17 protein-coding genes are annotated in these 25,802 nt (G+C 48.0%); 6 read left to right on the top strand and 11 right to left on the bottom strand.

The genetic code is table 11. The features are described from left to right. The first annotated feature begins 134 nt into the window (after nucleotides 1–134). From MKX75_RS02645 to MKX75_RS02635, 3 genes are all read left to right on the top strand, one after another. Nucleotides 135–1,745: a gamma-glutamyltransferase family protein gene (locus MKX75_RS02645; protein ID WP_339170308.1), complete on the top strand. Its 1,611-nt coding sequence runs from the start codon at nucleotides 135–137 to the stop codon at nucleotides 1,743–1,745. 368 nt (nucleotides 1,746–2,113) lie between these two features. Further along, a complete protein-coding gene (locus tag MKX75_RS02640) occupies nucleotides 2,114–3,127 on the top strand; it encodes a BMP family ABC transporter substrate-binding protein (protein WP_339168308.1) in 1,014 nt (337 codons plus the stop codon). A gap of 26 nt (nucleotides 3,128–3,153) precedes the next feature. Continuing rightward, a complete protein-coding gene (locus MKX75_RS02635; RefSeq protein WP_339168306.1) occupies nucleotides 3,154–4,806 on the top strand; it encodes a methyl-accepting chemotaxis protein in 1,653 nt (550 codons plus the stop codon). Between the two features lie 287 nt (nucleotides 4,807–5,093). Here MKX75_RS02635 and MKX75_RS02630 read toward each other — a convergent pair whose 3' ends face one another. From MKX75_RS02630 to MKX75_RS02585, 10 genes are all read right to left on the bottom strand, one after another. Next, a complete protein-coding gene (locus MKX75_RS02630) occupies nucleotides 5,094–6,773 on the bottom strand; it encodes an NAD(P)H-hydrate dehydratase (RefSeq protein ID WP_339168305.1) in 1,680 nt (559 codons plus the stop codon). A gap of 201 nt (nucleotides 6,774–6,974) precedes the next feature. Then, nucleotides 6,975–7,607: an NAD(P)H-binding protein gene (locus MKX75_RS02625; RefSeq protein WP_076332684.1), complete on the bottom strand. Its 633-nt coding sequence runs from the start codon at nucleotides 7,605–7,607 to the stop codon at nucleotides 6,975–6,977. Between the two features lie 261 nt (nucleotides 7,608–7,868). Next, complete coding sequence (locus MKX75_RS02620; protein ID WP_339168303.1) at nucleotides 7,869–9,626, bottom strand: prolyl oligopeptidase family serine peptidase; 1,758 nt, start codon at nucleotides 9,624–9,626, stop codon at nucleotides 7,869–7,871. Further along, nucleotides 9,608–11,074, bottom strand: coding sequence for a hypothetical protein (locus tag MKX75_RS02615; protein ID WP_339168300.1), 1,467 nt, complete (start codon nucleotides 11,072–11,074; stop codon nucleotides 9,608–9,610). Before MKX75_RS02615 ends, MKX75_RS02620 begins: the two co-directional genes overlap by 19 nt. Next, the gene (locus MKX75_RS02610; protein WP_339168299.1) at nucleotides 11,071–11,871 is read right to left on the bottom strand and encodes a hypothetical protein; all 801 of its coding nucleotides are present in this window, start codon (nucleotides 11,869–11,871) and stop codon (nucleotides 11,071–11,073) included. Before MKX75_RS02610 ends, MKX75_RS02615 begins: the two co-directional genes overlap by 4 nt. Next, complete coding sequence (locus tag MKX75_RS02605) at nucleotides 11,849–14,593, bottom strand: lanthionine synthetase LanC family protein (RefSeq protein WP_339168297.1); 2,745 nt, start codon at nucleotides 14,591–14,593, stop codon at nucleotides 11,849–11,851. The genes MKX75_RS02610 and MKX75_RS02605 overlap by 23 nt, the downstream gene beginning before the upstream one ends. 118 nt (nucleotides 14,594–14,711) lie before the next feature. Further along, nucleotides 14,712–14,849 (bottom strand): hypothetical protein, encoded by a 138-nt coding sequence (locus MKX75_RS02600; protein WP_161799395.1) that lies wholly within the window; start codon nucleotides 14,847–14,849, stop codon nucleotides 14,712–14,714. A 186-nt stretch (nucleotides 14,850–15,035) separates the two neighbouring features. Then, nucleotides 15,036–16,307: an MFS transporter gene (locus tag MKX75_RS02595; protein WP_339168296.1), complete on the bottom strand. Its 1,272-nt coding sequence runs from the start codon at nucleotides 16,305–16,307 to the stop codon at nucleotides 15,036–15,038. Next, a complete protein-coding gene (locus MKX75_RS02590) occupies nucleotides 16,297–16,674 on the bottom strand; it encodes a hypothetical protein (protein ID WP_062837265.1) in 378 nt (125 codons plus the stop codon). The genes MKX75_RS02595 and MKX75_RS02590 overlap by 11 nt, the downstream gene beginning before the upstream one ends. Nucleotides 16,675–16,829: 155 nt before the next feature. Beyond that, nucleotides 16,830–17,243 (bottom strand): GNAT family N-acetyltransferase, encoded by a 414-nt coding sequence (locus MKX75_RS02585; protein WP_339170307.1) that lies wholly within the window; start codon nucleotides 17,241–17,243, stop codon nucleotides 16,830–16,832. A gap of 111 nt (nucleotides 17,244–17,354) precedes the next feature. Here MKX75_RS02585 and MKX75_RS02580 point away from each other — a divergent pair, with 111 nt between their 5' ends. Continuing rightward, on the top strand, nucleotides 17,355–18,242 hold the full coding sequence (locus tag MKX75_RS02580; RefSeq protein ID WP_339168293.1) for a hypothetical protein: 888 nt from the start codon (nucleotides 17,355–17,357) through the stop codon (nucleotides 18,240–18,242). Nucleotides 18,243–18,591: 349 nt separating this feature from the next. Here MKX75_RS02580 and MKX75_RS02575 read toward each other — a convergent pair whose 3' ends face one another. Beyond that, complete coding sequence (locus MKX75_RS02575) at nucleotides 18,592–21,303, bottom strand: S-layer homology domain-containing protein (RefSeq protein WP_339168292.1); 2,712 nt, start codon at nucleotides 21,301–21,303, stop codon at nucleotides 18,592–18,594. Nucleotides 21,304–21,665: 362 nt separating this feature from the next. Between MKX75_RS02575 and MKX75_RS02570 the strand changes: the two genes are divergently transcribed. Further along, nucleotides 21,666–23,987: an AraC family transcriptional regulator gene (locus tag MKX75_RS02570; RefSeq protein ID WP_339168290.1), complete on the top strand. Its 2,322-nt coding sequence runs from the start codon at nucleotides 21,666–21,668 to the stop codon at nucleotides 23,985–23,987. Between the two features lie 171 nt (nucleotides 23,988–24,158). Next, a complete protein-coding gene (locus MKX75_RS02565; protein WP_339168288.1) occupies nucleotides 24,159–25,799 on the top strand; it encodes an extracellular solute-binding protein in 1,641 nt (546 codons plus the stop codon). Nucleotides 25,800–25,802 lie beyond the last annotated feature (3 nt).

Raw genomic sequence — 25,802 nt, 5'->3', positions numbered from 1 at the left:
GATATCGTTAACTGATGTCAGGTTGGATTTGGCAGGTGTGGCAGGATATCGGTTGTCCGGTTGCGAAGAGGGTTAGGAGTATGATCCGGTTATACCGGAACCTGACATCTTGCGACAAGGAGCTGAACAACCTGATGAACTTCGATCCACTCTACCAACCGTACCCCTCTTACCGCGTGCCTGTATATGCCAAGCAAGGCATGGTCGCCACGTCACAGCCACTGGCTGCACAAGCTGGCCTGGATGTTTTGAAAAAAGGCGGCAACGCCATTGATGCCGCCATTGCAACTGCAGCAGCACTCACCGTGCTGGAGCCTACGTCCAATGGCATTGGTGGCGATGCTTTTGCCCTCGTCTGGACCGAGGGCAAACTGCATGGCCTGAATGCCAGCGGCCCTGCGCCTCAGGGCATATCCATTGAGGCGCTTCAAGCGGCAGGCCATACGGAGATGCCGAAGCTTGGGGTTGTTCCGGTGACGGTGCCTGGCGCACCGGCGGGTTGGGCTGAGCTGAGCCGCCGTTTCGGGCGGCTCACGCTGGCGGAAGCGCTGGAACCAGCCATCCGCTATGCGGAGGAAGGTTACCCGCTTGCGCCTGGGCTGGCCCGCCACTGGGCAAGGGCAGCCGAGATCTATGCACGCCAGGGTGATGCGGAGGCAGGGCGTGCGTGGTTTGAGACATTTGCTCCCGGCGGGCGTGTTCCCGCAGCTGGAGAGATGTGGCGCTCGCCGGATCATGCGGCGACTTTGCGCCAGATTGGCGAGAGCGAAGCGCGAGACTTTTACGAAGGGGAACTGGCGGAACGCATTCATTCCTTTATGGCAGAACACGGTGGTTATCTGACTCGCGAAGATCTGGCAGCATCCCAGCCCGAGTGGGTTGATCCCATCTCTGTCTCCTATCGCGGATACGATGTGTGGGAAATCCCACCGAATGGACAAGGGCTGATTGCTCTCGCAGCGCTTAATCTGTTGAAAGGTTACGAGTTTGACGAGAAAGAATCCGTTCTCGCGTATCATCAGCAACTGGAAGCCATGAAGCTGGCATTTGCCGATGGGGAGAAATATATTACCGAAGAACGTAAAATGGGCGTGACGGTGGAGGAACTGCTGTCCGAGGCATACGCTGAAGAACGGCGCAAACTCATTGGTGATACCGCACGTGCACCTGAGGCAGGCGATCCACGAGCAAGTGGAACGGTCTATCTGGCTACGGCTGACGGTGAAGGCAACATGGTTTCCTTTATCCAGAGTAACTACATGGGCTTCGGATCTGGACTCGTCGTTCCGGGGACAGGCATTGCCTTGCAGAATCGCGGACATAATTTCTCACTGGACCCGAATCATGCAAACGCCTTGGAGCCGGGTAAACGAACCTATCACACCATCATTCCGGGGTTCCTCACCCGCGGCAGCGAAGCGATTGGGCCATTCGGTGTCATGGGCGGTTTCATGCAGCCGCAGGGTCATGTGCAGGTGGTCATGAATACGATCGATTATCACCTGAATCCCCAGGCCGCACTGGACTCTCCACGCTGGCAGTGGACGAAGGGCAAAACGATTCTCGTGGAACCTGGCTTCCCGCAGCACATTGCACAGGCACTTGCCCGCAAGGGACATGATATTCAAGTAGCGCTCGATCCATCCCAGTTTGGACGCGGTCAGATCATCTGGCGCAACCCGAACAATGGCGTATTATGTGGGGGTACGGAAACCCGAGCGGATGGCTCGATTGCGGCTTGGTAAAACTCATGTCATTTCAATATAGGGACAAACCAGCTTTGAACCATATATGATGTTATTCAAAGGCACAACAGAGATGATTCATGTCATCTCTGTTGTGTCTTTTTGGAGCTTTTAACGTCAGTAAACAACATACTGTAGTTATTCATGCACCCTTTTAACCAGAGAAATGTAAAACTAATGTATAATTCATGAAACATATTTAGATTTTTGTAAATTTTCACTACATACCATAAAACACCGTACCTTTCTGTCCGATATAGATAAAGGGAAATCCTCACCACACGTGTCATCCATATATGCGTATTTCCCTAGAGCTGAAGAACAATTCAAATCAGAAAAATGCGACTACAGAAATGAGGGTACCACACATGAAAACAAACAAGAACAGACGCGCAGGTCTTGGTCTCACATTAATGATGATCCTGACGGTACTGATCCTGGGGGCTTGTTCAGCCAATAATACAACATCGGCAACAGACACAAGAACAAAAGTCGGGATCGTACTTACCGAAGTGGGTCTGGGAGACCGTTCTTTTAATGATGCTGCTTTTGATGGACTGGTTCAGGCCAGAGACGAGAAAAGCATTGTCTTTGACTATCGTGAACCGGGCGGCAATTTAACCGCCGAAGCTGCTTTTGAGGAGTTTGCAGAAGCCAAACTCGATCTGATTATCGGCCTCAGCGATACGGTCCAAGCGGATATGGAGAAGGTTGCAGCCAAATATCCTGATCAACAGTTCCTCATGATTGATAGTCGGTCCGAACTGCCTAACATTGCCTCCATTTCATTCCGGGCGGAAGAAGGAAGTTATCTGGCAGGCGTTATTGCCGCTATGGCTTCAACGGAGGATCATGTTGGTTTCCTTGGTGGAATGGAGATCCCGGTCCTTCGTAATTTCGAGCAGGGTTTTGAGCAAGGTGTTCTTGCTGTCAAGCCGGATGCAACCGTTGATGTCGTCTACGCAGGGGACTTCGGTAATGCCGATCTGGGTGAACAACTCGCTGCACAGATGATTCAGGACAAGGGCGCTGACGTGATCTATGTGGCTGCCGGTCTCACAGGTGTGGGCGCACTGACGGAGATTCAAAAATTAGGGAAATACGCCATCGGTGTAGATACCGATCAATTCTTTTTGGCGGAAAAAGCCATTCTTACGTCCATGCTGAAAAATGTGGATGTATCCATCTATAATGCCGTTAACTCGTTTATTCAAAACAATCATGCCTTCCCTCAAAAGGAAATCGTGGAGGGGCTGGCGGAGAACGCCGTGGGCCTGACCGCACTACATAATATCACGCTCAGTGATGAACAGCAGAAAACCTTCGAAGATCTGAAAACACAGATCTCTTCCGGTCAAATCAAAATTACGCTTGATCAATAACCCATCGGATTCGAGGAGGTACGCACATGAAACTACAGGGAAAACTGATACTTAATGCTCTAATCTCGCTACTTCTATGCCTTGCGCTGGTAGCCTTTATCATCACGGAATTGCTCGGCATGAATGCCAAAAATCAAAATCTGGTACCTGCCATGCTCAAGGTAAGTGAACTAAATGCCAATCAGATTCAGACCCAGCAGGCGCTGGATGTCTATTCGTTCTCCATGACAGCAGGAAATCAGGACACAGCGCTCCGCTTGCTGGATGAAGGTCAAGCGATGATTCAGGAGCTTACGGACGGATTACTTGAAACGGATCAGCAGTTGCAGCTTATTCAGTCCATCCAGATAAAACTCACTGCTCTGAGTCAGGGAGCTACCGCGGCCATGACAGAGATGGACGGAGCGGAAGCGAAACGGTATAGCACTCGGGTTCGGGGCATACAGAATGATATCTATTCGTTGGATGAAATAACTCGGGATCGATATGATCAATATACCGTTGATTTGGAGCGAGATATCCAGCAAACGTGGCAAATCGCTCTCGGTGGAGCCATCGTACTGCTCGTCGCGGTGATGCTGTTCAATATGTATACTTCACGTCAGATCGCCAAGCGTATTCGTACGCTCAAAGACGCAGCAGGACAAATTGCGGATGGCGACCTTACCGGACAATTACCGGAAGCTCGGGGCAAAGATGAACTCGATGACCTGAGTCGCTCCTTCGGTATTATGACCCATAATATCCGAGGTATTATTCAATCCATTGGTGCAGCGGGTCATCGTGTCGATCTGATGGCACAAGACATAGATCGTGGCAACGATACGGCCCAAGCGATTGTGCAGCAAGTATCCCGTACCACGGAAGAACTATCAATTGGCAGTCAAAAGATTGCTGAGGATCTGAGTGAAACGGTGATGGTCGTGGACAAAATGCAGTCTACCTTCAACAGTAATCTGGAGGCCACTTCCCAATCCGTGATCGATGGTCGTGAAGTATTAACTACCGTTGAAGAAGGCAATAAAGCCGTCGCAGAGCAACTCCGTCTGGCCGAAGTGAATCGTCTGGCAATGTACGAGGTAGAACAAACGGTGCGGGAATTGGAAGACAGCGCGGTTCGAATCACCACGATGACTGCATACGTATCGGAGATTGCCAAGCAGACGACCATGCTCTCGTTGAATGCCTCCATTGAGGCTGCTCGTGCCGGAGAAGCCGGACGTGGCTTCGCTGTTGTTGCGGGCGAGGTGAATAAGCTTGCAGAACAATCTGCGCAATCGGTCAAGCATATCTACGCGGCTGTGGGCGAGATTACAACCTCCATGGACAAGGTGAAGAACTCGGTAGCGCAAAGCATGCAGCTATTCGGGGAACAGGAACAAGCCACCAGCCAGACCCGGGAATCCTTCTCTGCCATTCGCGGAAGTGTGGAGCGCATTAGTACCGGCATCCGTCAGCTTGCTGAGGACATGCAGCATTCCAATGAATTCAGTACGCAGGTGCAACAGGCCATTGAAAATATCAGTGCCATCACCGAGCAGTCGGCTGCCAGCAGTGAAGAGATTACCGCCTCCACGTCGGAACAACAACGTTCCTTCGCTGAAGCGAGTATCAAGGTGAAGTCACTGCGTGATATCAGTGCCGAGATGCATCAGGAGTTGTTGCGTTTCAGGTTGTAGGCAGGATGCCGGGAGAATTCGGAGTAGACGTAGGTCGGATGTAGTTTAGGGGTAGGCTAGATGCAAATTTCAGGCAGGTTATAGTCAGGTTATAGGTGAGCAAGGATCAGGTAGCGTGGACATACAAGCAAATAAAGGGGAGCCTCCGTCATGATCATGACAGGGCTCCCTTTTCAGTAGTAGTCATCTACTTTTGGTGTGCTGGTTCGTTGAATCACTTGCATTTGGGAACGAGTCGTCATAGGCAGTATTCCAAAACTGCGAGTTGTCCCACATCTGTCCCGTCGTCACAGTGCGTCGATGATGTCTCCGGCTAGCAGCGACGATGGGTCACCGCACAGCAGGGCTGCTCGTTCGGCGGCCTGTCCGTGGAGATATACGCCGAACGCGGCGGCTCGCTCCGCGCTGAGACCTTGGGCAAGCAGACCGGCGATGATGCCGGTCAATACGTCTCCGGCACCGCCAGTCGCCATGCCAGCGTGCCCGGTAGTGTTGATGTACGCCTCGCCGGATGGCGTTGCGATGACCGTTCGTGCTCCTTTGAGCACAAGGGTTACGCCCTGCTCGCGGGCGTATTTTGCAGCGTGTCCAATGCGGTCACGCTGCACTTCCCGGGTCGACATGCCCAGCAGTCGACCCATCTCGCCAGGGTGCGGCGTCAGGATCGTCGCCGCACTTCGCTGGCCCCAGTCGCGAGGCCCATGTGGGCCAGCGTCTGCCAGCATGTTGAGGGCGTCCGCGTCGATGACGAGCGGACGATCCGTTTGTTGCCACAGACGGCGCAGCCAGTCTGTGTCGCCCTTGAAGCGGCCGAGGCCGGGGCCGGTCGCGAGCACGTCGCGGCTCTCCGCGAGGCGCAGCACGACGCCAGCGGAAGCCGCGTTCCATTCGCCGCTGTCGCCATCGGCGGCGGCAGCGAGCATGAGCTCGGGCACGGTGCCGATGACATGCGGCAGCAGTGCCGCGGGCAGCGCCCATGTGGCGAGCCCGCAGCCTGCGCGCAGCGCGGCCTTGGCCGAGAGCAGGCCTGCGCCGCTCATCGGCAGGCTTCCTGCGGCCAGCAATACGTGGCCGTAGGTGCCTTTGTGGCCGTCCGGTGTCCGTAGACGGCCTGTGTCCACGCGCAGCGCAACGCGCAGCACCTCGTCCGTCAGCAGACGGACCGAGGGGCCATACTCTGGCGCAAGCAGCGCGGGAATGCCGATGGCGCGCACCACGATGCGCCCCGCGGCAGAAGCGCCCGGGTACTGCACCAGCCCGCGCTTGAGCAGCGCGAGGCATACCGTCACCCGGGCTTGAATGCAGGGCTCGTACACCTCTCCGGTGTCGGCGTCCAGCCCGCTCGGCACATCGGCGGACACGACCGGCTTGCCGCTGTCGTTCGCCGCCTCAATCAGCGCCGCGTAATCCCCCCGCGGCGCTCCCCGCGACCCGGTGCCCAGCAGCGCATCCACGATGCCTGTGCACCGGCTGAAGTCCACGGCTTCGCGCCCGTGGACAAGAGCAGGGATGCCGAGCTGAGCAGCGGCATCCCGTTGCACTGCAGCTTCGCCACGCAGTGCCTCAGGGGCATCGGCGTAGACCAATGTCACGCCAAGCCCTGCTTCAACCAAATGGCGCGCGGCCACCAGCCCATCGCCGCCATTATTGCCCTTGCCGATCAGCATGTACCATTGCTGATCTCCCGGCCGCTCCATCACCAGCGCCGGATCGGCGATGATGTCGCCACCATAACCTTGCCGATCACCGGGCCCGGTGTGTGCCTGCCTCGCACCTGTCTGGCTGCTATAGCCAAGCTGCCCTGAATCCGCAAGCCGTCCTTCTGGTTGCCCTTCCCGGCACAGTTTGATGACTTCCTCGGCTATGGCGCGGCCTGCATTCTCCATCAGACTTGCTGCCGGAATACCGAGCTGATGAATAGTATACTCGTCTACAGCCCGCATCTGTTCAGCGGTTACGATAAACAACGTTCATCCCTCCCCGTGACAAGCTCATCTCTTACCTAAAAGTAGCAAATTCGCACCTAAACGCTGTGTTCTGTAAGTGTATCACTATATTCCCTTACCTTATCCAGTTACCACAATCCAATCGATACATCATCGGAAACTCTATCGATTCCGTGTACGAGACCTTCAGATTAAATTATCCATTCCAAAGCCTGTCTACGCTTAGTAACCTACTGTAAATCGTGCCTGTATAAATTGCGGATCGTCCAGTTCGTCCACCAAAGCCGCTGCAAAATCGCCAACGGAAATCGAGCTTTCCCCGATATCATCCGTAATCACCCGGTTCATGCCAACCCGGAACTGGCCAGTCCGGCGTCCTGTTGTGATTGTCGCAGCAGGGCTCATGTAGGTCCAATGAATACCTGATGCTTCAATCAGGTCATATGCTTCTGCATGTGCTTTTGCCAGTGGTTTGACTTCGTCCGGGAATCCCGGCGTGTCCATTAGCATCTCACCGGAATCGGTCATCAGGCTTCCCGCTCCACCAACTACCACCAGACGTCCTGCTTTTGCCCGGCGCACACCCTCGATCAACGATCGTGTCACTTCCAGCATCTCTTCTTCTTCACCGAACTTCGGTCCATATGCACTCACAACCGCTTCCTGACCCGCTGCAAAATCAGCCACCTGATCTGGGTTGAGCATATCTCCCTGTTCCACACGCAAGCGTTCATGCACCATCTCGACTTTCGACGGGTCACGCACTACCGCTGTCACCTCATGCCCACGATCCATCAGCTCCCACAGTATCGTCTTGCCAATCGCTCCGGTTGCTCCAAAAATGGCTACTTTCATAATAATTCCCTCTTTTCTGTAGATATCATCTCGTCAACTTACCGTTATTTTAATACTTAATCCTATTGTTATATACCTTAAACGGCTCACGCCATCTTAAACCGGATGTGACATCTTGTAAACGCTAATGTTCATTCGCTTAACCTCTCAAGCTACGCATCAGACCACGAACAACACTTCCCCAACCGCTTTTCCTTTCCATATCATGACCTTAAACATCGCCAAAAAAGCCGCATTTGCGGCTTCAATCACGTATTTATCTTACGTGGATACTCTACTGCAGGTTAGAAAATCAACAGCCTTCTGCGCCCAGATTCGCTCCGAATAAGCCTCATGCGCCATATCCTGTACAATATGAAGATCAATCCTGCCTACAGCTCCAGACATCTGCTTGTTTTTAGTGATATCCAGATATAACCTCTCCGTCTGTTCTACGGGACACAGTTGATCAGACTGACCGTGAATGAGCTGAATATTCACCTCACTGAGCCCGGATACATAAGCTGTTGGGCTTCTGTCCCGCAGGGCAGATGGATCATGCAAAAGCTCACCGATTTCAGTTTCCAAGAATGACCTCAGCTTCGTTCCTCCGCCTGCGTACAGTCCTTCCAGATCCGTAAATGGTGCACAGGCAACCACAGTACTCCATAAAGCCGGACTTTTACCTGCTACCAGCAATGCCAGATAAGCCCCATAGCTCACCCCATAGAGAGATACGTGTGAATAGGAAGATAACATCTGCTCCCGCATGAACTGGATGACATCTGCATCCACGCCGCCCCAATCGTTCTGAATGCGCATCCTGTAATCCGTGCCGAACCCTGAACTACCGGGATAGTTCAGCCCGATAACCCGCACTCCTGCCTGATATAATCCGCTGATGACCGGACTAAAGCTGTCAAACAGGCAATTATGAGGTCCGCCATGAAGATAGATGACCACGTGTTCTGCGCCCTCCGGGTGTATGTCCATGTACGGAATCATCTCATGTCCATAACGAACCCATCCATAGATTACATCGGGTTCCTCGTCAGGATGCTTGCCAATTCTCTCATCTCGCTCAACCGGGAAACGGGTAATCGTACGCGTTTGTTCCAAAAACCGGTATATCCCCGGCACCGGAGGACTTACGATAGATTCATATTTTCCGATCAAGCCCTGCCTGTCCTTGCTGAGCACAGCCTGTGTCAAGATTCCCGGATAATCATACAGATCATACCTCTTCTCTCTGTCCAATGTATATTGAACATATTGCCACCTGCCGCAGGTTATCCCTTCGCAGAGGACTAGCTGTTGATGTAGATCGAGTTGCATTCTAATCATTTCAGAGAAGGGTTGGCTATCCGTTGAACATTCATGCACCCGATCCTCTCCCTGCCTGATCCATCCCGGCTGGAAGCCATCTTCCACAGGAATAGAAACGGCTATCAGATCCCCCTGCTTATCCATCACAGGGTAGGCATACTCCGTGTAGGGTATTTCGGATGATGGAAAGATATCTTTGGAATATGAGTACACTCTTCCGAATCCACCAACGTTTACACCAACCTCTCGTGTTGATGCAGACCAGAATACAAATTGCGGATTGTCCAAATCAGGAGTAACCCATCGCGCCTCATCCTTCTCGGGATCGTAAAGACCTATGCGGACAGCTCCTGAACGATGTCTAATGGAAAATAGCAGAATTAATTGCCCTTCTTGCCAAGCGGCCTGCATCACAGGAAATGGAAACTTCACAAAAAGGCTCTGAACCAGAATTGCTTGCTTCTCATTCTCGTATATATGAAGCCATTTCCCCGTCTTGTCCTGAGTAATCACCAGAACACGATTCCTTCCAATAAACTGAATATGCTGCGTGTGCTGATCTGACTCTGTCCCATGTTCAGAAAGGCTCTGACGGCTATCAATCCGGCCTGTATCATCAAGACTGCACCATTCGCATGTATTGTCATCATAGCCCAAGAGCATACTCGTTCGTTCCTTATTCACACTCATTCGTGTCAGGAATGGATAACCCAACCGGATTTCCTCCTTTCATTCCAGTGTTTTAACTGCTCCCATCCCTCCAATTGCGATTCCAGTTTATCAATATACTGGTCCTGCGTGTATGCATCTAGGGGAGTAACGGTCCCCAGTCTGCCTAATGTTTCACGAATCAATCTGATCTGTGGCAGACTGGCAACCGGCAGCCCCATCATCAATAGACGGTACACCCGGGATGCTCGTTCCTCTAACCCTTGAGTAATCAGCGCACCAGCGATTTCCACCGCACGGCCAAGCAGTTTGGAATGGATAGTGTTTGTCTTCATACGTAACAACTGAATCAACAGTTCATATTCCAGCTCCTTCTCACCCAGCTGTTGATGTAATACCATTTTTAATTGCAGTACATGCCCCAGCCAATCTACATACGCATCAACACATAACTTCTCCGCAGCCAGCAACGTCTTACCTGCCTCTGCATAGAGATCCGCCCGGAGCTGCAAGCCCGCAATGTTTAGTAACGTCTGAATCTGAAAAACTCGCTTATCGGGTCCATCAGAAAGCTGGCGTATACGCTGGCCCGCCTGTTGCTCCAGCATAATTGCGCGTTCTACATTGCCCTCCTGCATCTCAATTAATGCCTCACCATTATCAAGCGCAGCCCATTTCCCAGTACGATACGTTTCAGTTAGTTCTTCATGGGCAATGATTTCCCGAGCTTTCGAATAACAGTGTCGTGCTTCGGTATACTGCTTCCCGTTTTTGGTCAACAGCTGACCCAACTCAAACCAGAGTACTGCCTGCTGTGTCGCCGACAACCGTTGAAATAAAGAATTATGGTCGAAAAAATGAAAACAGGACCTATAACGGGCCGGATCAGCCGATTTGGACAACAAAACCCAGGCCAGCCTATTGTAGAGCGCCAACGCTGCCTCTTCTTCCTTTCCATTATCCTTGCTTACCATTTGTAGCTGTTCTCCCAACAAACGTCGGGTCTGATCGGGCGTATCCCTGACAATAGATACCGGAAGTTTGGGTATATCCTCAGGATTATTCGCCATGGTTGGATATCGATGAAAAAAAAGCACTACACTTACTCCCCTTAGTTTCTGTCGATACAGGATATAGTGGATGGCTCCCAGATCCGCAGGGTGAAGGTAGGAAGATACTTCAACCAGAACCCATTTCCGATTACCAGGCGTCCACCCTGATCTTTGGAATCTCAATAACGCATTTTTACATGCCACAAGATCATCTATTGGCTGAAATGGATTTAGTTGATAGATCAGTGGGAGAGTAGCATACGGATCACCAACCGCAATTTGTATAACCTTATCCTGCCAATGCGTTTTCAGTTTGTGAATTTCATGCTTCACCGCATCTGATGTCCCTTCAACAACAAACAATCCAGGTTCATGACTCTCACGAAACCATATACTTCTCAGATCATGATAATCCGTACTTTCCAGTGAGACAGGCATCATGAAAGTTCACTCTCTTTCGTGATTCGGCATACGTGTATAAGTTCAGGCACCTGTTGTAAATTCAGCGCCGTCATCAATTGATAACTGCCCCGGTTGTTTGCATCAAGTGAAGCTTTAATCCACTGATCCGGATCTGAACTGCACCGATGGAGACCATATGCAGCAAGCCATCGGGCCCAACCTTGACGTTTCGCTGCAGGTATCGTGAATATATGAGCAAGGAGTACACTGCCAAACTCATCGCTTAACAGACAGCCCCCAATCTTCCTTCCCTCCAGTTCCACAAGCCCGGAACCTTTCAGCAGCTTGCCATATACACCCTGATAAATATCCCCGATAGCTTGACGAGCAGCTTCCCAACCTGGACAGGTAGGATCACTGGCCTGGAGCAAGTGTGCAAGGGAATCCGCCTGCCCCTCCGCAGACATCCAAACCGCGTCTTCATGTGGCATATCCGGCATGGGAACGTCCTTCAACTTGCCGAAAAATCGATACCGATGGGCAAGAATATCCGCCCGGTATCCAAGCTTCTCCCACGGAAATGAGGCAGGAACAGTTGCATATAGAGAGGACCATGTGATTTTATCCAAAATGGATAAAATCCGATCTTCCCAATAATGATTAGAATGTGCTTCACTCCATAAATCCAATGTGTACTGCCCCTCACCCTGATCAATCATCATGAACGAAGATAGGGTTTCGTCGTTTCCAGGTTCAACTGCATAATAGCGATCCCCCGTCTTCCCCGATTCTTGCTGGCATTGCGGCAGGATATCAGATATGGATGTTAGCATCATACGCTTCCCCCTCCCTGTTATAATCGAAACCTGAATAAACCAGTGGTTCGGATGCAACAGACGGATAAAACCGGCGTAGCAGGAATGTATAGATCCCCATATAACCGGTCATATAATCCGGGGAGAAGGACTCCATGTCCTCCAGAGGCCACATCCATATGTCTTCCTGTGGATCACTTCGCAATACATACAAGCTCTGTGTATACTCAGCTAGTTTGGTTTCATATCTGCCTGGGAACTTGCGGTTAGCCAAGAGCAGAAAATCTCCATTGCCTGCAATTCCGTGACACTGTCCAAAAGAAGCAAATACCGTTGCCTGTGCCACTGCATCCGCTGCTTGAAGTCCAAGTCTGGTACAAAGGGGATCTTGTAAAATATCAGCCGCTGCCATCAAAAATCGCCCAATACCCGCCGATCCATTACACCAATGTACCCAGAGTGTATCCGGTTTTTCCGGGGATGCAGGCCACAGGCTCACGCCATTCTGTCCTCCATGACTCGTACGATCAAGTGTATCTACAATTCGCTTCACAGCAGAATAGTACGCTTCCTTTCCTGTACGCTCCGCCAAGGCAAGCAGATAATACCCGATACCTGCGATGCCATGAGAAAATCCAAGGGAATAATGGCCTTTTTTGTCCGATTTATCTTTCACTTTCCACAAACTCAATGATTCATCTGTCTGCTCTTCTTGTTCCAAAATATAAACCCCCAGCTCCTCTGCTCTTGCCAGAAGTTCAGGGCGGCCGCCAATACGGTATATCTCAAGCAGCATCAATCCCAACCCCGCCGCTCCATGACTAATATTGGTCTGTACTGGCTCATCCCGGGTGATTTCCAATGCCAGATCCTCTGCACGTCGAAGCAACGATGGATCATTTAATCGTTCAGCCGTCTCTGCCATTGCCCAGGGAACAGCGCCATATCCAAAGTATAATGCTACAGGTGTCTCATCTGGAACGTAAGGGTGATTCGTCAAAATCCATTCCAATACTTCATACGCATATTGATGGTATTGTCTGTTTTGTGTAATCTGACCAAGCTGATTAAAACCAAAGATCATCCCTGTCCATCCAAAGTTGAAATTCGCCGGATGAAACATCTTGCTCATGCTGTTTTCTGGGAACAGTTGCAAGGGGTTATTAAAATCAAGAGAAGTATACAGTGTCTTTACCCTACGCTCGGCCTGACGGAGTACTTCTTCTGGCTCCATATTGCATTCATTTTTCTCTAGTCCATCCATGCTTTCTCCTGAATTGACCTCTCGCTGCTCTAGCAATGCAATCAGTGTTTCACGAATTCCTGATAACTCCACATGTCCGCCAGACATGATCTCGATGCCCAGACTCCCCAAGCCACGAAGCTGTGTATTACTCTGATGATCCAGATAATCCTGTGCAGCTTCCAGATGGAATTGCTGGTATTTCAGATAGGGGTCGATGGATGAAGACATGTAATAGAAGACGCCTCCCAGTGCATACAGATCATCCTCATAACTGGATCGCTTGCTGTGCTCACGTCCCCGTGGCACATAGCCCGGAGTATGACCGGTCAATGGATCGGCCTGATCCTCATCACTTCTGACATAAGCCAGTTCAAGATCAATCAGGCGTACACTTCCGTCCGTCAGCACAACAATATTGTTGGGCGTCAGATCATTGATCACAATTCCTTTATCGTGACATTGCTGCACCATATTGAGAATATGTATACCCATCCGATGCATATCCGCCCGGTTGTAATCTGCGGCTACATGTCTGCGATGGATATATTCACGCAAGCTGATGCTTTCAAAATACTCCAGGATCAGATAACGGTTATTTTCAGTACTAAACAGATCAAGCGGCCTTGGGGTAACCCCCGTATCCTTCATCAGATCAAGCACGCGATACTCATTGTCCAGATAGTCATGAGCAGACCGTCCACCACCGTCTACACGCATGCGGTACACCGCTTCTTTCATGACAGCCTGTTCATAGGATGTGCCAGAGATGAGAAATACTCCTCCCTTGCCGGATTTCTTGAGTACACGTCTCACACGAATATTTCGTATACCAAACTCATTGTTATTGGAATCGGAATGACGAGAAGCAGCCCGATTCTTCTCCATCGCCTGAATCCGCAGTAATTCCTCAGGTTCACTCACCCACTCCGGTTTATACCTGCCCGGTGTTCTGTGATCCTCCTCCAGCTTGCCTTCTGGATTCTGGATGGCATACACTTTTGCACCCGAGTAACGGTCATAGTAGAAACGATCAGTGAATGCACCATAACGATAAAATACACACTGGCTACCTAGGTATGCCCGATCTGTCGGAATAGCTGGTCCTTCCAGATCACCTGTACATGAATGCATTAGTTCAAGTAACTTCAAGAACTGTTCTTCGTCTCGTGCGTAGATGGTGACACACTTCCCAGTCTGAGGGAGAGGTATGGAACCGTTAGATGCTTCAATCAGTTTCAGCCCACTGCTCACTACCTTCCATTGCACTTCATTTTCTGATAGTACAGGTGTAATGCGTCGCAGCAATTTAGCTCCTTCCACAGGGATAACCGATAAATGGATTTTCCACCCCTGCGCGGGAAGCCTTAATTCCTCCGGTCTAAAACAAATCCAATGGCCGTCATTCGACCATTGGATGGATTGGGGAAGTTCCCGGATTATATGATCCAAAGCGTTCTCAAAGGCGTCCTTCCTGGGGATTACGCTTGCGAATTTCAATGAGAATCACTCCTTTTTAGATAAAGTAAGAGGGGGAGGTACAATTATTTTAGTAATGCGAGAAAATCAAAGACTTATCTTTCAAATGATTCAGTGATTAGAGCGTGTAAGGAAGTTCCTAGCTTTCGACAACGATCGTTTGTGAGCTAGTCCAGCTGCACACTGTACACAAGCTTGTTTCCTCAAACATGTTGTTATCCTCTTCAACCTCTAGTGCCATCAAATCCTGTACAGATAAAATTTCCTTGTTTTCCATGATAAATTACCTCCCATTTGTCTCCCCCTCTTATAAACCAATTTCTACATAAATTTTGATATTCCTTCTTTTTAATTGAATTATTTTACATAAATTATTTATACAATCCATTTATATCCCCTAACCATGTCAAATTCCTTGTTTAACCGGACTAAAAAGAGGAGTAATATGACATCAAATTTCAAACTATATCGCACTCGTTTGTTGTTGAGTACGCTTGCTCCGTTCTTCGCGGAAAGGTCTGACAAATAGGCTTGCCACGCCCATACAAATAACAAATGTACCAATCCCCATGTACACCCATGAAGGATTGTACGTTTCAATGAACCAGCCACCCAGTAACAACCCCAGCGGATTACTAATGCCACTCATCAAGACACCCATACTGTTCATGACACGTCCTCTTTTTTCTTCCGGGGTGGATAATAGAATGGAGGTAACTAGTGGAACATTCACAAGAGCAAGTCCTAGCATCAACAAAAATGAACACGCAATAGCGATATACAGGTTGGGAAACATCGGCATGAGCAGCAAACTTGTACCTGAGATAAGATAACTGATCAAAAACCAGTGAGCGAGTGAGAGTCGTTTGGCATATTTACCACTGAGCAGAGAGCCTGCAATACTGCCAGCGGCAAAAGCTGACTGAAGCAGGCCGTAGCCTTGTGGTCCGGCTTGCAGCACCATATTGGCAAAAATCGGCGTGAAAATATGCAGCGGCGCACCCGCAAAATTGATAATGGCTCCAAAGATAATGCAGCAGGCCAAAATTTTACGGGAAAACAGGAACGTAATTCCCTGCATGCTATCTTTAACAAAACCGGAGACTCCTTTTTGTTTCACTACTTTGGTTACAGGGATGTGGATAAAGAAAATGGATATGGCGGACAGCAGAAATGTAACGGCATAGATGAAAAGGATGGACTGAACGGAGATGAGCGCGATCAATATGCCCCCCAAGGCGTATCCAAGCAATTCAATCGTTTTGGAGGAAGAGTTCAGTAATGCATTCGCTGGAGCTAATTGTTTTGTAGGTTCTGGCAAAATAGCGGGGATGACTGTCTGGGTTGCCGGATTGAACAAAAAACCAAGGATTGCAATCAGCAGATTGGCTGCGTAAATATGCCACGGAAGCATGGCTCCTGTCATGAACAAAAGAGCCAATATGCAAGCTATGCCTGCACGCAATATATCTGTCCAGATCAAAAGTTGCTTTTTCGGCAGGCGATCACTGATCGTAGCCAAAGGAATGCCCAAAAATGCATAGATCAAGTACGGCAACATCGGAATCAGTGCGGCAGCAAGTGCCGACTCCGTTAATTGGAGGATATACCACATCGTCGCCATAGAAAATAAAATCTGCCCAGCGCCAGAAATCAATCTACCAACAAGAAGCACAACAAAAGAAGGAAGGCGCAAAACCGCCCGATAACTGTCGCCGCGAATTTCATTTTTCATCTTTTTCACGCGCCTCTCCCTCGTACATAACAGATTCATCATCACTAATACGATGCAGACGCGTAACCAAACCTGAATCTCGAATGGTCTGTTGTATCTTGGCTTTTACCCGTTCAAGTTCAGCCGTATACTCGCGTATCTCGTCCAATAAGGTCTGATGGGTTCGTATGCCTTCCCTAATCAACATTGCAGTCGCATCAGAACGGTTTTTGGCTAATTCAAGAAATACAAGCTGATCAATGATATCAATCTCTTCCTGACTTAATCGGACGGAAACGACTCCCTTGGCTCCCGAAAGGTTTTTGTTCGCCTGCTCCACAGATCGTTCCACCATCTGGTTAAACTGAGCTTTCTGGTCATTGTACATATTCATTTCCTCCATTCTCACGAGTGTATGCGTATATCGTAATTTGTAAATCGTAAATTGGTTTTAATTTACATTATACCTGTAAATATATGGTTGTAAAGCAAAAAACCTTTGGATATCCAAAGGTCCGCCGAATATGTTATTTAACTAGTTCACTACTCTCCCTGTCTCCACCACATGCCTTCGGATTTTGGGCTTGTGTATTCAAATCCAAATTGAGCATACAGACGATCAGCTGGAACATCCGCCAGCAGACTAACCAAACCGCGAGCAGGCACAGCGTCACGCAGATAATTCATAATCTCGCTCATGATCAGTTTTCCATAACCCATGCCCTGAACATCCGGATGTACAGCAATATCGACGACCTGAAAGAAACAACCGCCATCTCCAATCACTCGCCCCATACCTATCAGCATATCTTCTTCACGCAGACATACGGCAAACAGACTGTTCGGTAGTCCAATCTCCGCCCCTTCCCTGCTCATTGCACTAAGGCCGGCAATTTGCCGCAGGGAAAGATACTCCACTGCTGCGGGTGGTGTGTGTTCAATATTCACTTGATCCATGAATTGTGCCCCTTTCTGCTTGAATTCATCTACTTCCTGTGTAATAGTGAGAGAAAGCTTACGTGAAGCGTGTTTCATGATACGTGAAGTTGGTGCAAAGGAGGAACAAGTGTGTTTCAACGTTGGATTGAAGATCTAACATCGCGCCCAGGCGCTGTGGCTGTGTTGCTTGGAGTCATGGCTTTGCTTCTAGGGATATACATATGGTCTGCCACTGAAGTTCGCCGCAGCCACGAAAGGCGAATGAGAAGGATACGAGATACATTATACATAAGTACAGCCCTCTTGGGACAACTTACCATCCAGGAAATTCGGAAATATGAACAGTCGGAACACGAACATAACGATCTGATAACGGCTATGTTAGCCTGCAAAGCTGCATCTTACCTATCCCCTCAGCTACAGGACCAGATCCGTGACTGTATTAAGGAACATGATCCTGCCCGACTCGGACTGATGCATAGAGCACTGGAAAGAGAATGCACCGTATTATCGGATGAACTCAGCCGGGATACTCATGCAGATCATTGGGGCACAGCGGTCTGGACCATCCTTCGGCCCGTAGCTGAACCAGCCGCACTGGCCGCCACAGGATTTCTGGTTACAGATCTGGTATTTCGTCAGCGGATGTTGGACGTTTCTGTGGACTCATGGGACAGCATCTTGCCATGGATTCGCGCGGTATCCCTGATGATCACCATTATGTATGGATATCTGCTCTGGGCAAGCCCACGCCGGGATACGCCAGGTACAGTAACCAAAACGCTCTCCTTGCTGATCGCGCTATGCTCCTTATTCCATCTGATTGGACCTGTTGCTGCTCCTTATGCCCTGGGATTACAACTGATTATATTCACTTCGGGTTTCGGGTTGACTGGTACACGCTCTCGAAGTGACCGCCCCTACGCAGGACATACGGAACTGGAACCAGCGAAGAAAGTCTCTACGGAAATTGAAGGGAATACACGTCGTACATCTGGTACCAACACCGACGAATAACTTACGCTTAGCTCACTTTTTTTAATTTAGATGGCCGGACTTTCATTAACTATATCCAACGTTTGTACACGAAAAAGGGCTGAAACTACAATGTAGTTTCAGCCCTTTTCTATAATCTTTTCTTGCGAAGAATTAAACGATATAAAACGAACTTAATAATTACACAAGAAACGGAGAGGGCAGAAATAACGTGAAGAAGCGAAGCGTTCGCCTTTATCCCCAGATTTTCCCCTATGAAGAAGGGAATCAAAAAAATCTGGGGATAACAGTGATCGGAAGGTTATTCTGTCATCGAAGTGGCATGTGTAAGATTCTTTAGTTCACTTTATATCATGGACAATTACTTCACTTATTTCGCTACAACATGTGCAATGACACGGCCGTTTTCGTACGTGACAGTCACGTCATAACCATCTGCCGTTACACTGTCGAATTCACCTGTAATTCCATTTGCCGTGATTAACGTAATATCTTTGGAACCTTCGATCTTATAGTTGGACAAGTCCAGTTTGAGACTTCCTCCATCAATATAGAGCTTTCTGCCGACATTCAGTTGACTGTTGCCGTCAGCCACTACCAATTCCAAAGTACCATTATCCATGGTGAAGTTTCTATTCAAGTTCAATGCTCCATCGACATTCACAACAACAGTTCCATTTTCTACATACAGATCACCTGTACCAAAAGCAGCTTCAGATTCAGCTACCAGCGTTCCTGCTTGCAGTAATGTTCCGCCTGAGTAGCTATTTTTCCCTGTTAATGTAAGGGTCCCTGTTCCCTTTTTCGTAAGCATTCCACTACCCGTGATATCGTTTCTCCACCAATCTTCTGCATTAAAGCGCCCTTTGGAAGCGTCCATATCCACAGTTACATTGTTCAAGAATGCACCGTATCCATCCGCTGCCGTGACCAGATCAATTCTACCCCAGCCCTTGGATTCATCCAGTACAGGATATCCAGAGTCAATGGATGTTGTATACAATACTTGTCTGCGTTGCTCATCTGTTAAATATGGTTGACGCGTTTCCAACAGAGCTTCTGCTCCTTGAGGTACAACTGGAGCCAAACCTTTGGTTCCGGTTTGTGGTAGACCGTAAGTCATCTTTTCTCTATAGAAGGCTTTATTGGCATCGTGATCTTCCCATTTGTGTTCATCGTAAGCACTCTTGAACGTGTAATCCTCTGTTACGGTATGTGCATACTCATACAGACTCATATTTTTTTCCTTGGCTGCAGCTCCAAATACTTCTCCTGCATTCTCATAACCTTTCTCTAACACATCTTTATTCTCAGCCTTATTAAGTGCATATGCAGCCATGGCTGTAGATTGTATTCTTCCTCCTATAACATCAAGCGGTGAGTGCATCCCCGTTACGATTCGATTCTCGCCCAACTGAGCTGCTCTCGTTAACAATTCAGTGAATCGTTCTGGTGTAGCGTAAGCCAAAGGAAATACGGATAAGTAAGCTGCACTGGTATGTCCGCTCGGAAATGCGCCATCTTTTCCTCTTCCATCCTCAGCGATTCGTTTGACATAAGTTAACGCAGGAATAAGCTTAACGTTAGTTTCGTATTGCTGGTAATGTTTTTCTCCTGTTGATTTGGTGCCGCCTGAAGCCAAAGGTACTTCTTTTTTCTCACCTTCGCCCAAGGTTTCCCATACAGGCAGTCCCTTGCTGTCAACAACTTCTTTCACTTCTCCATTGGAATTCATTCTCCACGGTCTAGGGGAAGAGTAGAAATATTTAGAGGGATTAGATGAGGCAGGAATTTTGAATCGAACCAGATCAACTAAATTGACCAAGTCTGAAAGTTCCGTCTTTGCTTCCCAATCTCCAATGCCTTGGCTTTCATCTTCCACTGTTTCTTCGGTCAATACCACATTCATCTCGTCCACCGTTCGTTCAACGTTTGTCTTTGGCTTGATGATATCTACATACGTGTTAGCCAACGGACCAAAGCCCTCCATCACGCTATAGATCTTATCTCTTTGGTCATCATAATAGGCTGCCAATGTCTCTTCACCTGTGCGATTTTGCGTGACCTTTTCTACATATTTGATATTGGCTTCCCAAGTCGCTTTGTTGCGGATCTCTTCATTTGCATATGTTTTCTGATCAGCGACAGCTACGGTTGGATCATTCTTAAAGCCGTCATAATATGGAGTCGGTCCATCGCCATACTTTGCATTCTTCCCGTCAGCTCCAATTTTAGTTGCCGCTGTTCCATCTCTCCAATCCGCTAGGTTCATGGACCATACTTGATCAAAACCGTCCAAAATATCAATAAACGGATTGGTTTCCGCAATATTTTTCAAGGTGTCGTCTCCGGCATTGGCTCCGTGCTTCACGGCGGACAACCGAGCTTCATCTGCCGGGGGGTTAACATTCAGTACGGTTGTCGTTCCTTTTGGCTTAGCTGGTTTGGCAGCTGTAGTAGCATCTGCTTCCACAGCCTTAACGAGCGCAGACACTGCTTCTGCACGAGTGATGGAATTAAGCGGTTTGAAGCTTCCATCTGCATATCCGGCGATAATTTTAGCTGCTGCCGCTCCACCTACAGCCCCTTTGCTCCACGCCGCAATAGACGATGAATCGCTAAATACATTCGCTGCTGTTTCATTTAACTCCAGATTCAAAATGCCAGCGATCACTTTAGCTGCTTCTTGACGGGTGATCGGATCTTGCGGCTTCATTGTGCCATCGGTGTATCCATCTATATATCCATTCGCATTTGCAATAGAAATTGCTTCGTAATACCATGCACTCTCAGACACATCGTTAAAGGTAATTTTAGCTTGTCCGGAATATCCAAATGCACCGTTTACCAAATTCATAAATTCTGCTCTGGTAATATACGTGTTCGGCTTAAATGAACGATCCAGATAGCCTCGAATTAAGCCTTCATCACCCCATGCTTGAATATTTGCTTCCGCCCAGTGTCCCTTAATATCAGAGAACTGAATCTTCTGATCGGCTGCAAAACTCTTCTCTGCAAACGTCGGACCTACCATAGACAACATTAGAAGTAGTGCCAGTGACTTTTTAAGTGGTTTTCTCATGGCTTACAAATACACGCTCCCATTATAGAAATAATTTTTTTGCTTCTGCGTCAGCAAATGAGTAAGAAAGTCTCTATCCAGATGTCTGATCTGCCGTTACTGTAGCATTAGGGGGCGTTTGGTATCTATAGAACAAATTCCGCTTTATATCAAAATCGTACGTTCTGACACTTTTCACCCTGAAAAAATGGAGTGCATACTACTTTCGTTATTTATGATATCTTTTTATGTAAACGCTTTATTAAATGTGTGTAAAATGAGAGGGGGAAGTTTGTTAAATTTCGGTCAACATGATTTCTAGTCCTCGGCCTGCTATATAATGATGAAGTTGTTTAGAAACGAGAAATGAAGGGGGAAAAAGAATGCGTAAGCCATTTCAGTCTGTGAGATCCAAAATGGTTCTTTCCTACCTCGCTGTCGTTCTTGTCATTGCGCTTCTTTTCGGCTCCATTTTATACTCCTTCTTCTCCCATCAATACAGCAAAGAGATCCGTATCAATAATCAACTGTCGCTGAAAAGCACTGTCAATACTATTGAGAGTTCCGTGATCCAGAAGGTGAATCAGGTCTATCTGTCCCTGGCACTGGGTAACGCTGCAAGTATCGATTTAGATAGCTTAAAAGGAAACCATAGCAAAATTCTGGACATCGAACAGTCCCTCAAAAATATGGTGCAAAACTATTCCGATCTCATTGAAGCTATTCATGTGTACGATGCGAAGAACCACTTCATCGTCTCATCTGTGTACGGCCTGATGCTCTATGAGGACATGCCTTCGAGTGTGGATCATACGACGGATTGGATTACTGCGATGAAAGAGACCAAAGAAAGCTCCTTATGGATTCAGACTCGTATGATTCCTCAGGATGCTTATATCGAATCGCGGGAACAGAGCAACATGAGTCCTCTAATTTCCTATGTCCACAGTTACCCGTTTCAATCTTCTGGACAAGACAGTAAAGCCATGATTGCGATTGATATCAAAGAATCAGCGATCAGTCAGATCATTAAAAATATGCTCCCTGCTGACTATGCGAATACATTAATCATAGATCAGGATGGAACCGTCATTTCTGCCGCGGACAAAACGTTGTTAGGCAGCTCCACGGAGGAGAATCTAACGCAGTCGCTACTCTCTTTTCATTCATCAGAAGAGAGCTTCACGCCTGTATTTAACCATGACTCGCAAGTCGTTACCCAGGATCAATTTAAAGGAAATGCATGGCGGATTTACACGACCACACCTAATGAAAGCTTCTATTACAAATTGGATAGCTTGAAGGAAATTTCAGTTCTTCTTGGCTTGTTGGCTGTTGCGGTTGGGATCGTGATGTCGTCCATCTTTACCAGGGCCAACTATAGTCCTCTTAAGCGAATCCTGAATAACATCAAGAGCCGGATGGATAACCCAACCAGCTTGAAGCAGGACGAATATCGGTTCATCGATACAACGATTAACCGTCTGTCCAACAAAGTTGACAGTCTTGAGGAAACACTACAAGCCAATCATAAGATGATTAAGCATAGTATCATGCTGAACATGTTAAATAACCGATTTACACCGGAGGAGCTTACAGAGCAACTGCACTCCGTTCACATTTCGATGGCTTACTCCCGCTTCCGTTGCATCGTCATTGACCCGGTCAATGAGAAGTGGAAAGATCTGCAGCCACGACAGTTGCAGCATACGTTGTACACGATGATTCAGCAACTTGAGATCGCAAATATAGACGAAACTCAACTGCTCGCAGAGGAAATGCAGGATCACAAAATTGCGGTCATCATCTGTACCAATCAACCCGAGGAACCTCTCTCTGATCACATTATAGACTTTATTCACGCTGAGGCGAGAAGCAGATTCGGTCTGGAATTTGCACTATCTTTAGGCGGATGGGTAGAGCACTTCACGAAGATTCACACAAGCTATCATCAGGCGAATGCCTTGATTCGATACAGCTACTTCTTTCCAGAGCAGTCCGCCATTCAGGATCTTGATCTTCTGAACAGGGAAACCAGCAGCTTGGAGATTGCGGACTCATACCTCGTAAACTTTGAGAAGAAATTGCAGGCTCGGGATATGCAAGGTACGGTTCAGGCCATTCAGGAGTTGGTCTCGACAATAAAGGAAGGCCTATATTCGGCCGAATACAGTCGGATCATATTATTAAAAACGGTATCTACTTACGCTGAATGTATTAATCAGGTCCGCCTGCAACCCGCCGAGACAAGCACGATGAATTTGTACAAGCAATTTTCATTGTTCTACAATATCAACCACTATTCGGAGTGGATGATTCATCTCGTGACCGAATTTGTGACGCATATGGAGAAGCGAAGCGAGGTACGGAGTGTGGATACCATCTCGGCTGTCAAAGCCTATATTTATGAGCATCTTTCGGGCGATCTCACGCTGGATCATGTCTCAGAACAAGTATTCATCAGCCCTAAATATCTCAGTAAACTGTTCAAGGAAGAAACCGGGATTGTCTATTCCGAATATGTTACGAATCAGAGAATGGAACGCGCACGGGAACTCATGACACAACGCGAAATTACGGTTGAGCAGGTCGCAAATACGGTCGGTTACCGTACCCCTGCTTATTTCATTAAAAAGTTCAAAGAAATTCACGGCTGTACACCAAAAAACTTCATGCGCAGTCTAATGGAACAGGGGTCTATATAGGATCAATTAGGAATATTTACACGGACACTCCGATGACAGAACAACCTTCCGATGCAGCTTTCTTTCAGAAAGCTTTTAGCTTCGCTTCTTCAGGTTCTTTCTGTCCTCTCCGTTTTTGTGTAAATGTTAAATTGAAGCTATATAGAATTTAAAATTAGTAAAGGAGCTGCTATGAACATCAACCATTTAAGAACGCTATGTCTATTGATTGCTACATCTATTCTTATAGGATTGATGAGCGGTTGTACCTTTCTAAACAGGGAAGGATCACAAGGGCAGCAGCAAGGCCATTTGGCAAGCGCTGAGAAGGATACAGCACCGCAGTATACGATATCCTGGACCATGCATCAAAATGTTGCTGTTCCTGAGGACGCAGAGATGATTGCATATATAGAGGATCGGTTTGATGTCGATCTGGAAGTATGGAACCTTGAGAACAAGCGGTACGAGGAACTGTTGGATATGGAGCTGGCTCAAGGGGAGATACCGGATCTGTTCCGAATCAGGCAGCCGCATGATCTGCTTAAGTATCAAATGCAAGGGGTCCTAGCGGAAATTTCCCCAGAGGTCCTTGAACAATATGCACCAAATATTGTTCAGCGAATTCGCGATTATGACTCACGTTACCTGGAGTATGGAAAAATAAACGGCAGCTTATATGGAATACCGGCCATCAATGAGACCAACATCTATCGAACTCCTGTCGTATATCGAGAGGACTGGCTTAAGCGGCTTGGTCTGGACGTACCGAAGACATTAGAGGAATTTGAAACGGTCATGTATGCCTTTGCCAAAGGTGATCCCGACGGGAATGGTAAACAGGATACGTATGGTCTATCCAGAGAGGGCTTAAATGTGGTGTTTGGCGCTTTTGGACAGTCCGTTTTCACTGAGCAGCTATATTTTAATGAAAACAACAACAATCTCGTGATCGGCGCTTTGCAGCCTGAGATGAAAAAAGCCCTGACTTATATGCAAAAATGGTATCGGGACGGGATTATCGACCCTGAGTTCATAACAGGTGAAAACAAAGGCGGCTATAAACATCTATCCCATACTTTTATTAACGGAAAAATTGGGATGACCTCAATGGGCAACTACTATCATTGGAATCAAGAGGGAGATTACAGTGTCCTCAATGGAAATGGTAAAGAAACCCCCGTGGGAGCCTCGTTCAATGTTAATGAGCTGCTACAGAAGAATGCAGCTGCAGAGGTTGTATTTGGTTCTCCTGTTATTGGTCCGGATGGACAAAGCGGTTCCAAAGGGAACAATCTGCTGATGAATTTTATTGCTATAGGTGCTGAGGCTGCAAAAGAGCCGGGAAAACTGGAGAAAATTTTGGAGATACTCGATTATGTAAGTGCCAACCCCGATCCGGTGGAGCAGATCAAAATGGAGTATGGCCTTCCAGGAAAGCACTGGGATTGGAGCACCGAAGCTTCAAGATCATTCCACTTACTCCCTCCATATAATCGAATAGAGAATTACACCAATATGATCGGTTCAAGTATCGGTATGACTGTTCCAGGTACGCCCTCGGATAAACGTGAACAGTGGGCTGCATCTGCAGGATTAACGGAGAATGGTATCTATAATCGCCTGGAGGTTGCAACCCCTGCCCTGATTCAATATTCATCTGAGCTGATTCGCATGAGAGACAGAGCGTATATCTCCATCATCACTGGCGATCAGCCTGTCGAGTATTTTGATACCTTTGTGGAAGAATTTATGGATGCAGGTGGGCAACAGGTGCTGCTTGAAGCGAATCATTGGTATAACGAGCATAAGGAGACGAGTCACGCGCAATAGGTG

This window comes from Paenibacillus sp. FSL R5-0341 (assembly GCF_037975235.1).
Classification (GTDB): domain Bacteria; phylum Bacillota; class Bacilli; order Paenibacillales; family Paenibacillaceae; genus Paenibacillus; species Paenibacillus amylolyticus_A.
This window is presented reverse-complemented; position numbering and strand designations above follow the sequence as displayed.

Excerpts from the sequence above, each read along its gene's own strand:
- MKX75_RS02625 (WP_076332684.1), bottom strand. The coding sequence starts at position 7,607 with ATGAAAGTAGCCATTTTTGGAGCAACCGGAGCGATTGGCAAGACGATA.
- MKX75_RS02610 (WP_339168299.1), bottom strand. The coding sequence starts at position 11,871 with ATGATGCTAACATCCATATCTGATATCCTGCCGCAATGCCAGCAAGAA.
- MKX75_RS02585 (WP_339170307.1), bottom strand. The coding sequence starts at position 17,243 with ATGGATCAAGTGAATATTGAACACACACCACCCGCAGCAGTGGAGTAT.
- MKX75_RS02595 (WP_339168296.1), bottom strand. The coding sequence starts at position 16,307 with ATGAAAAATGAAATTCGCGGCGACAGTTATCGGGCGGTTTTGCGCCTT.
- MKX75_RS02565 (WP_339168288.1), top strand. The coding sequence starts at position 24,159 with ATGAACATCAACCATTTAAGAACGCTATGTCTATTGATTGCTACATCT.
- MKX75_RS02615 (WP_339168300.1), bottom strand. The coding sequence starts at position 11,074 with ATGATGCCTGTCTCACTGGAAAGTACGGATTATCATGATCTGAGAAGT.
- MKX75_RS02575 (WP_339168292.1), bottom strand. The coding sequence starts at position 21,303 with ATGAGAAAACCACTTAAAAAGTCACTGGCACTACTTCTAATGTTGTCT.
- MKX75_RS02635 (WP_339168306.1), top strand. The coding sequence starts at position 3,154 with ATGAAACTACAGGGAAAACTGATACTTAATGCTCTAATCTCGCTACTT.
- MKX75_RS02590 (WP_062837265.1), bottom strand. The coding sequence starts at position 16,674 with ATGTACAATGACCAGAAAGCTCAGTTTAACCAGATGGTGGAACGATCT.
- MKX75_RS02600 (WP_161799395.1), bottom strand. The coding sequence starts at position 14,849 with ATGGAAAACAAGGAAATTTTATCTGTACAGGATTTGATGGCACTAGAG.
- MKX75_RS02645 (WP_339170308.1), top strand. The coding sequence starts at position 135 with ATGAACTTCGATCCACTCTACCAACCGTACCCCTCTTACCGCGTGCCT.
- MKX75_RS02640 (WP_339168308.1), top strand. The coding sequence starts at position 2,114 with ATGAAAACAAACAAGAACAGACGCGCAGGTCTTGGTCTCACATTAATG.
- MKX75_RS02570 (WP_339168290.1), top strand. The coding sequence starts at position 21,666 with ATGCGTAAGCCATTTCAGTCTGTGAGATCCAAAATGGTTCTTTCCTAC.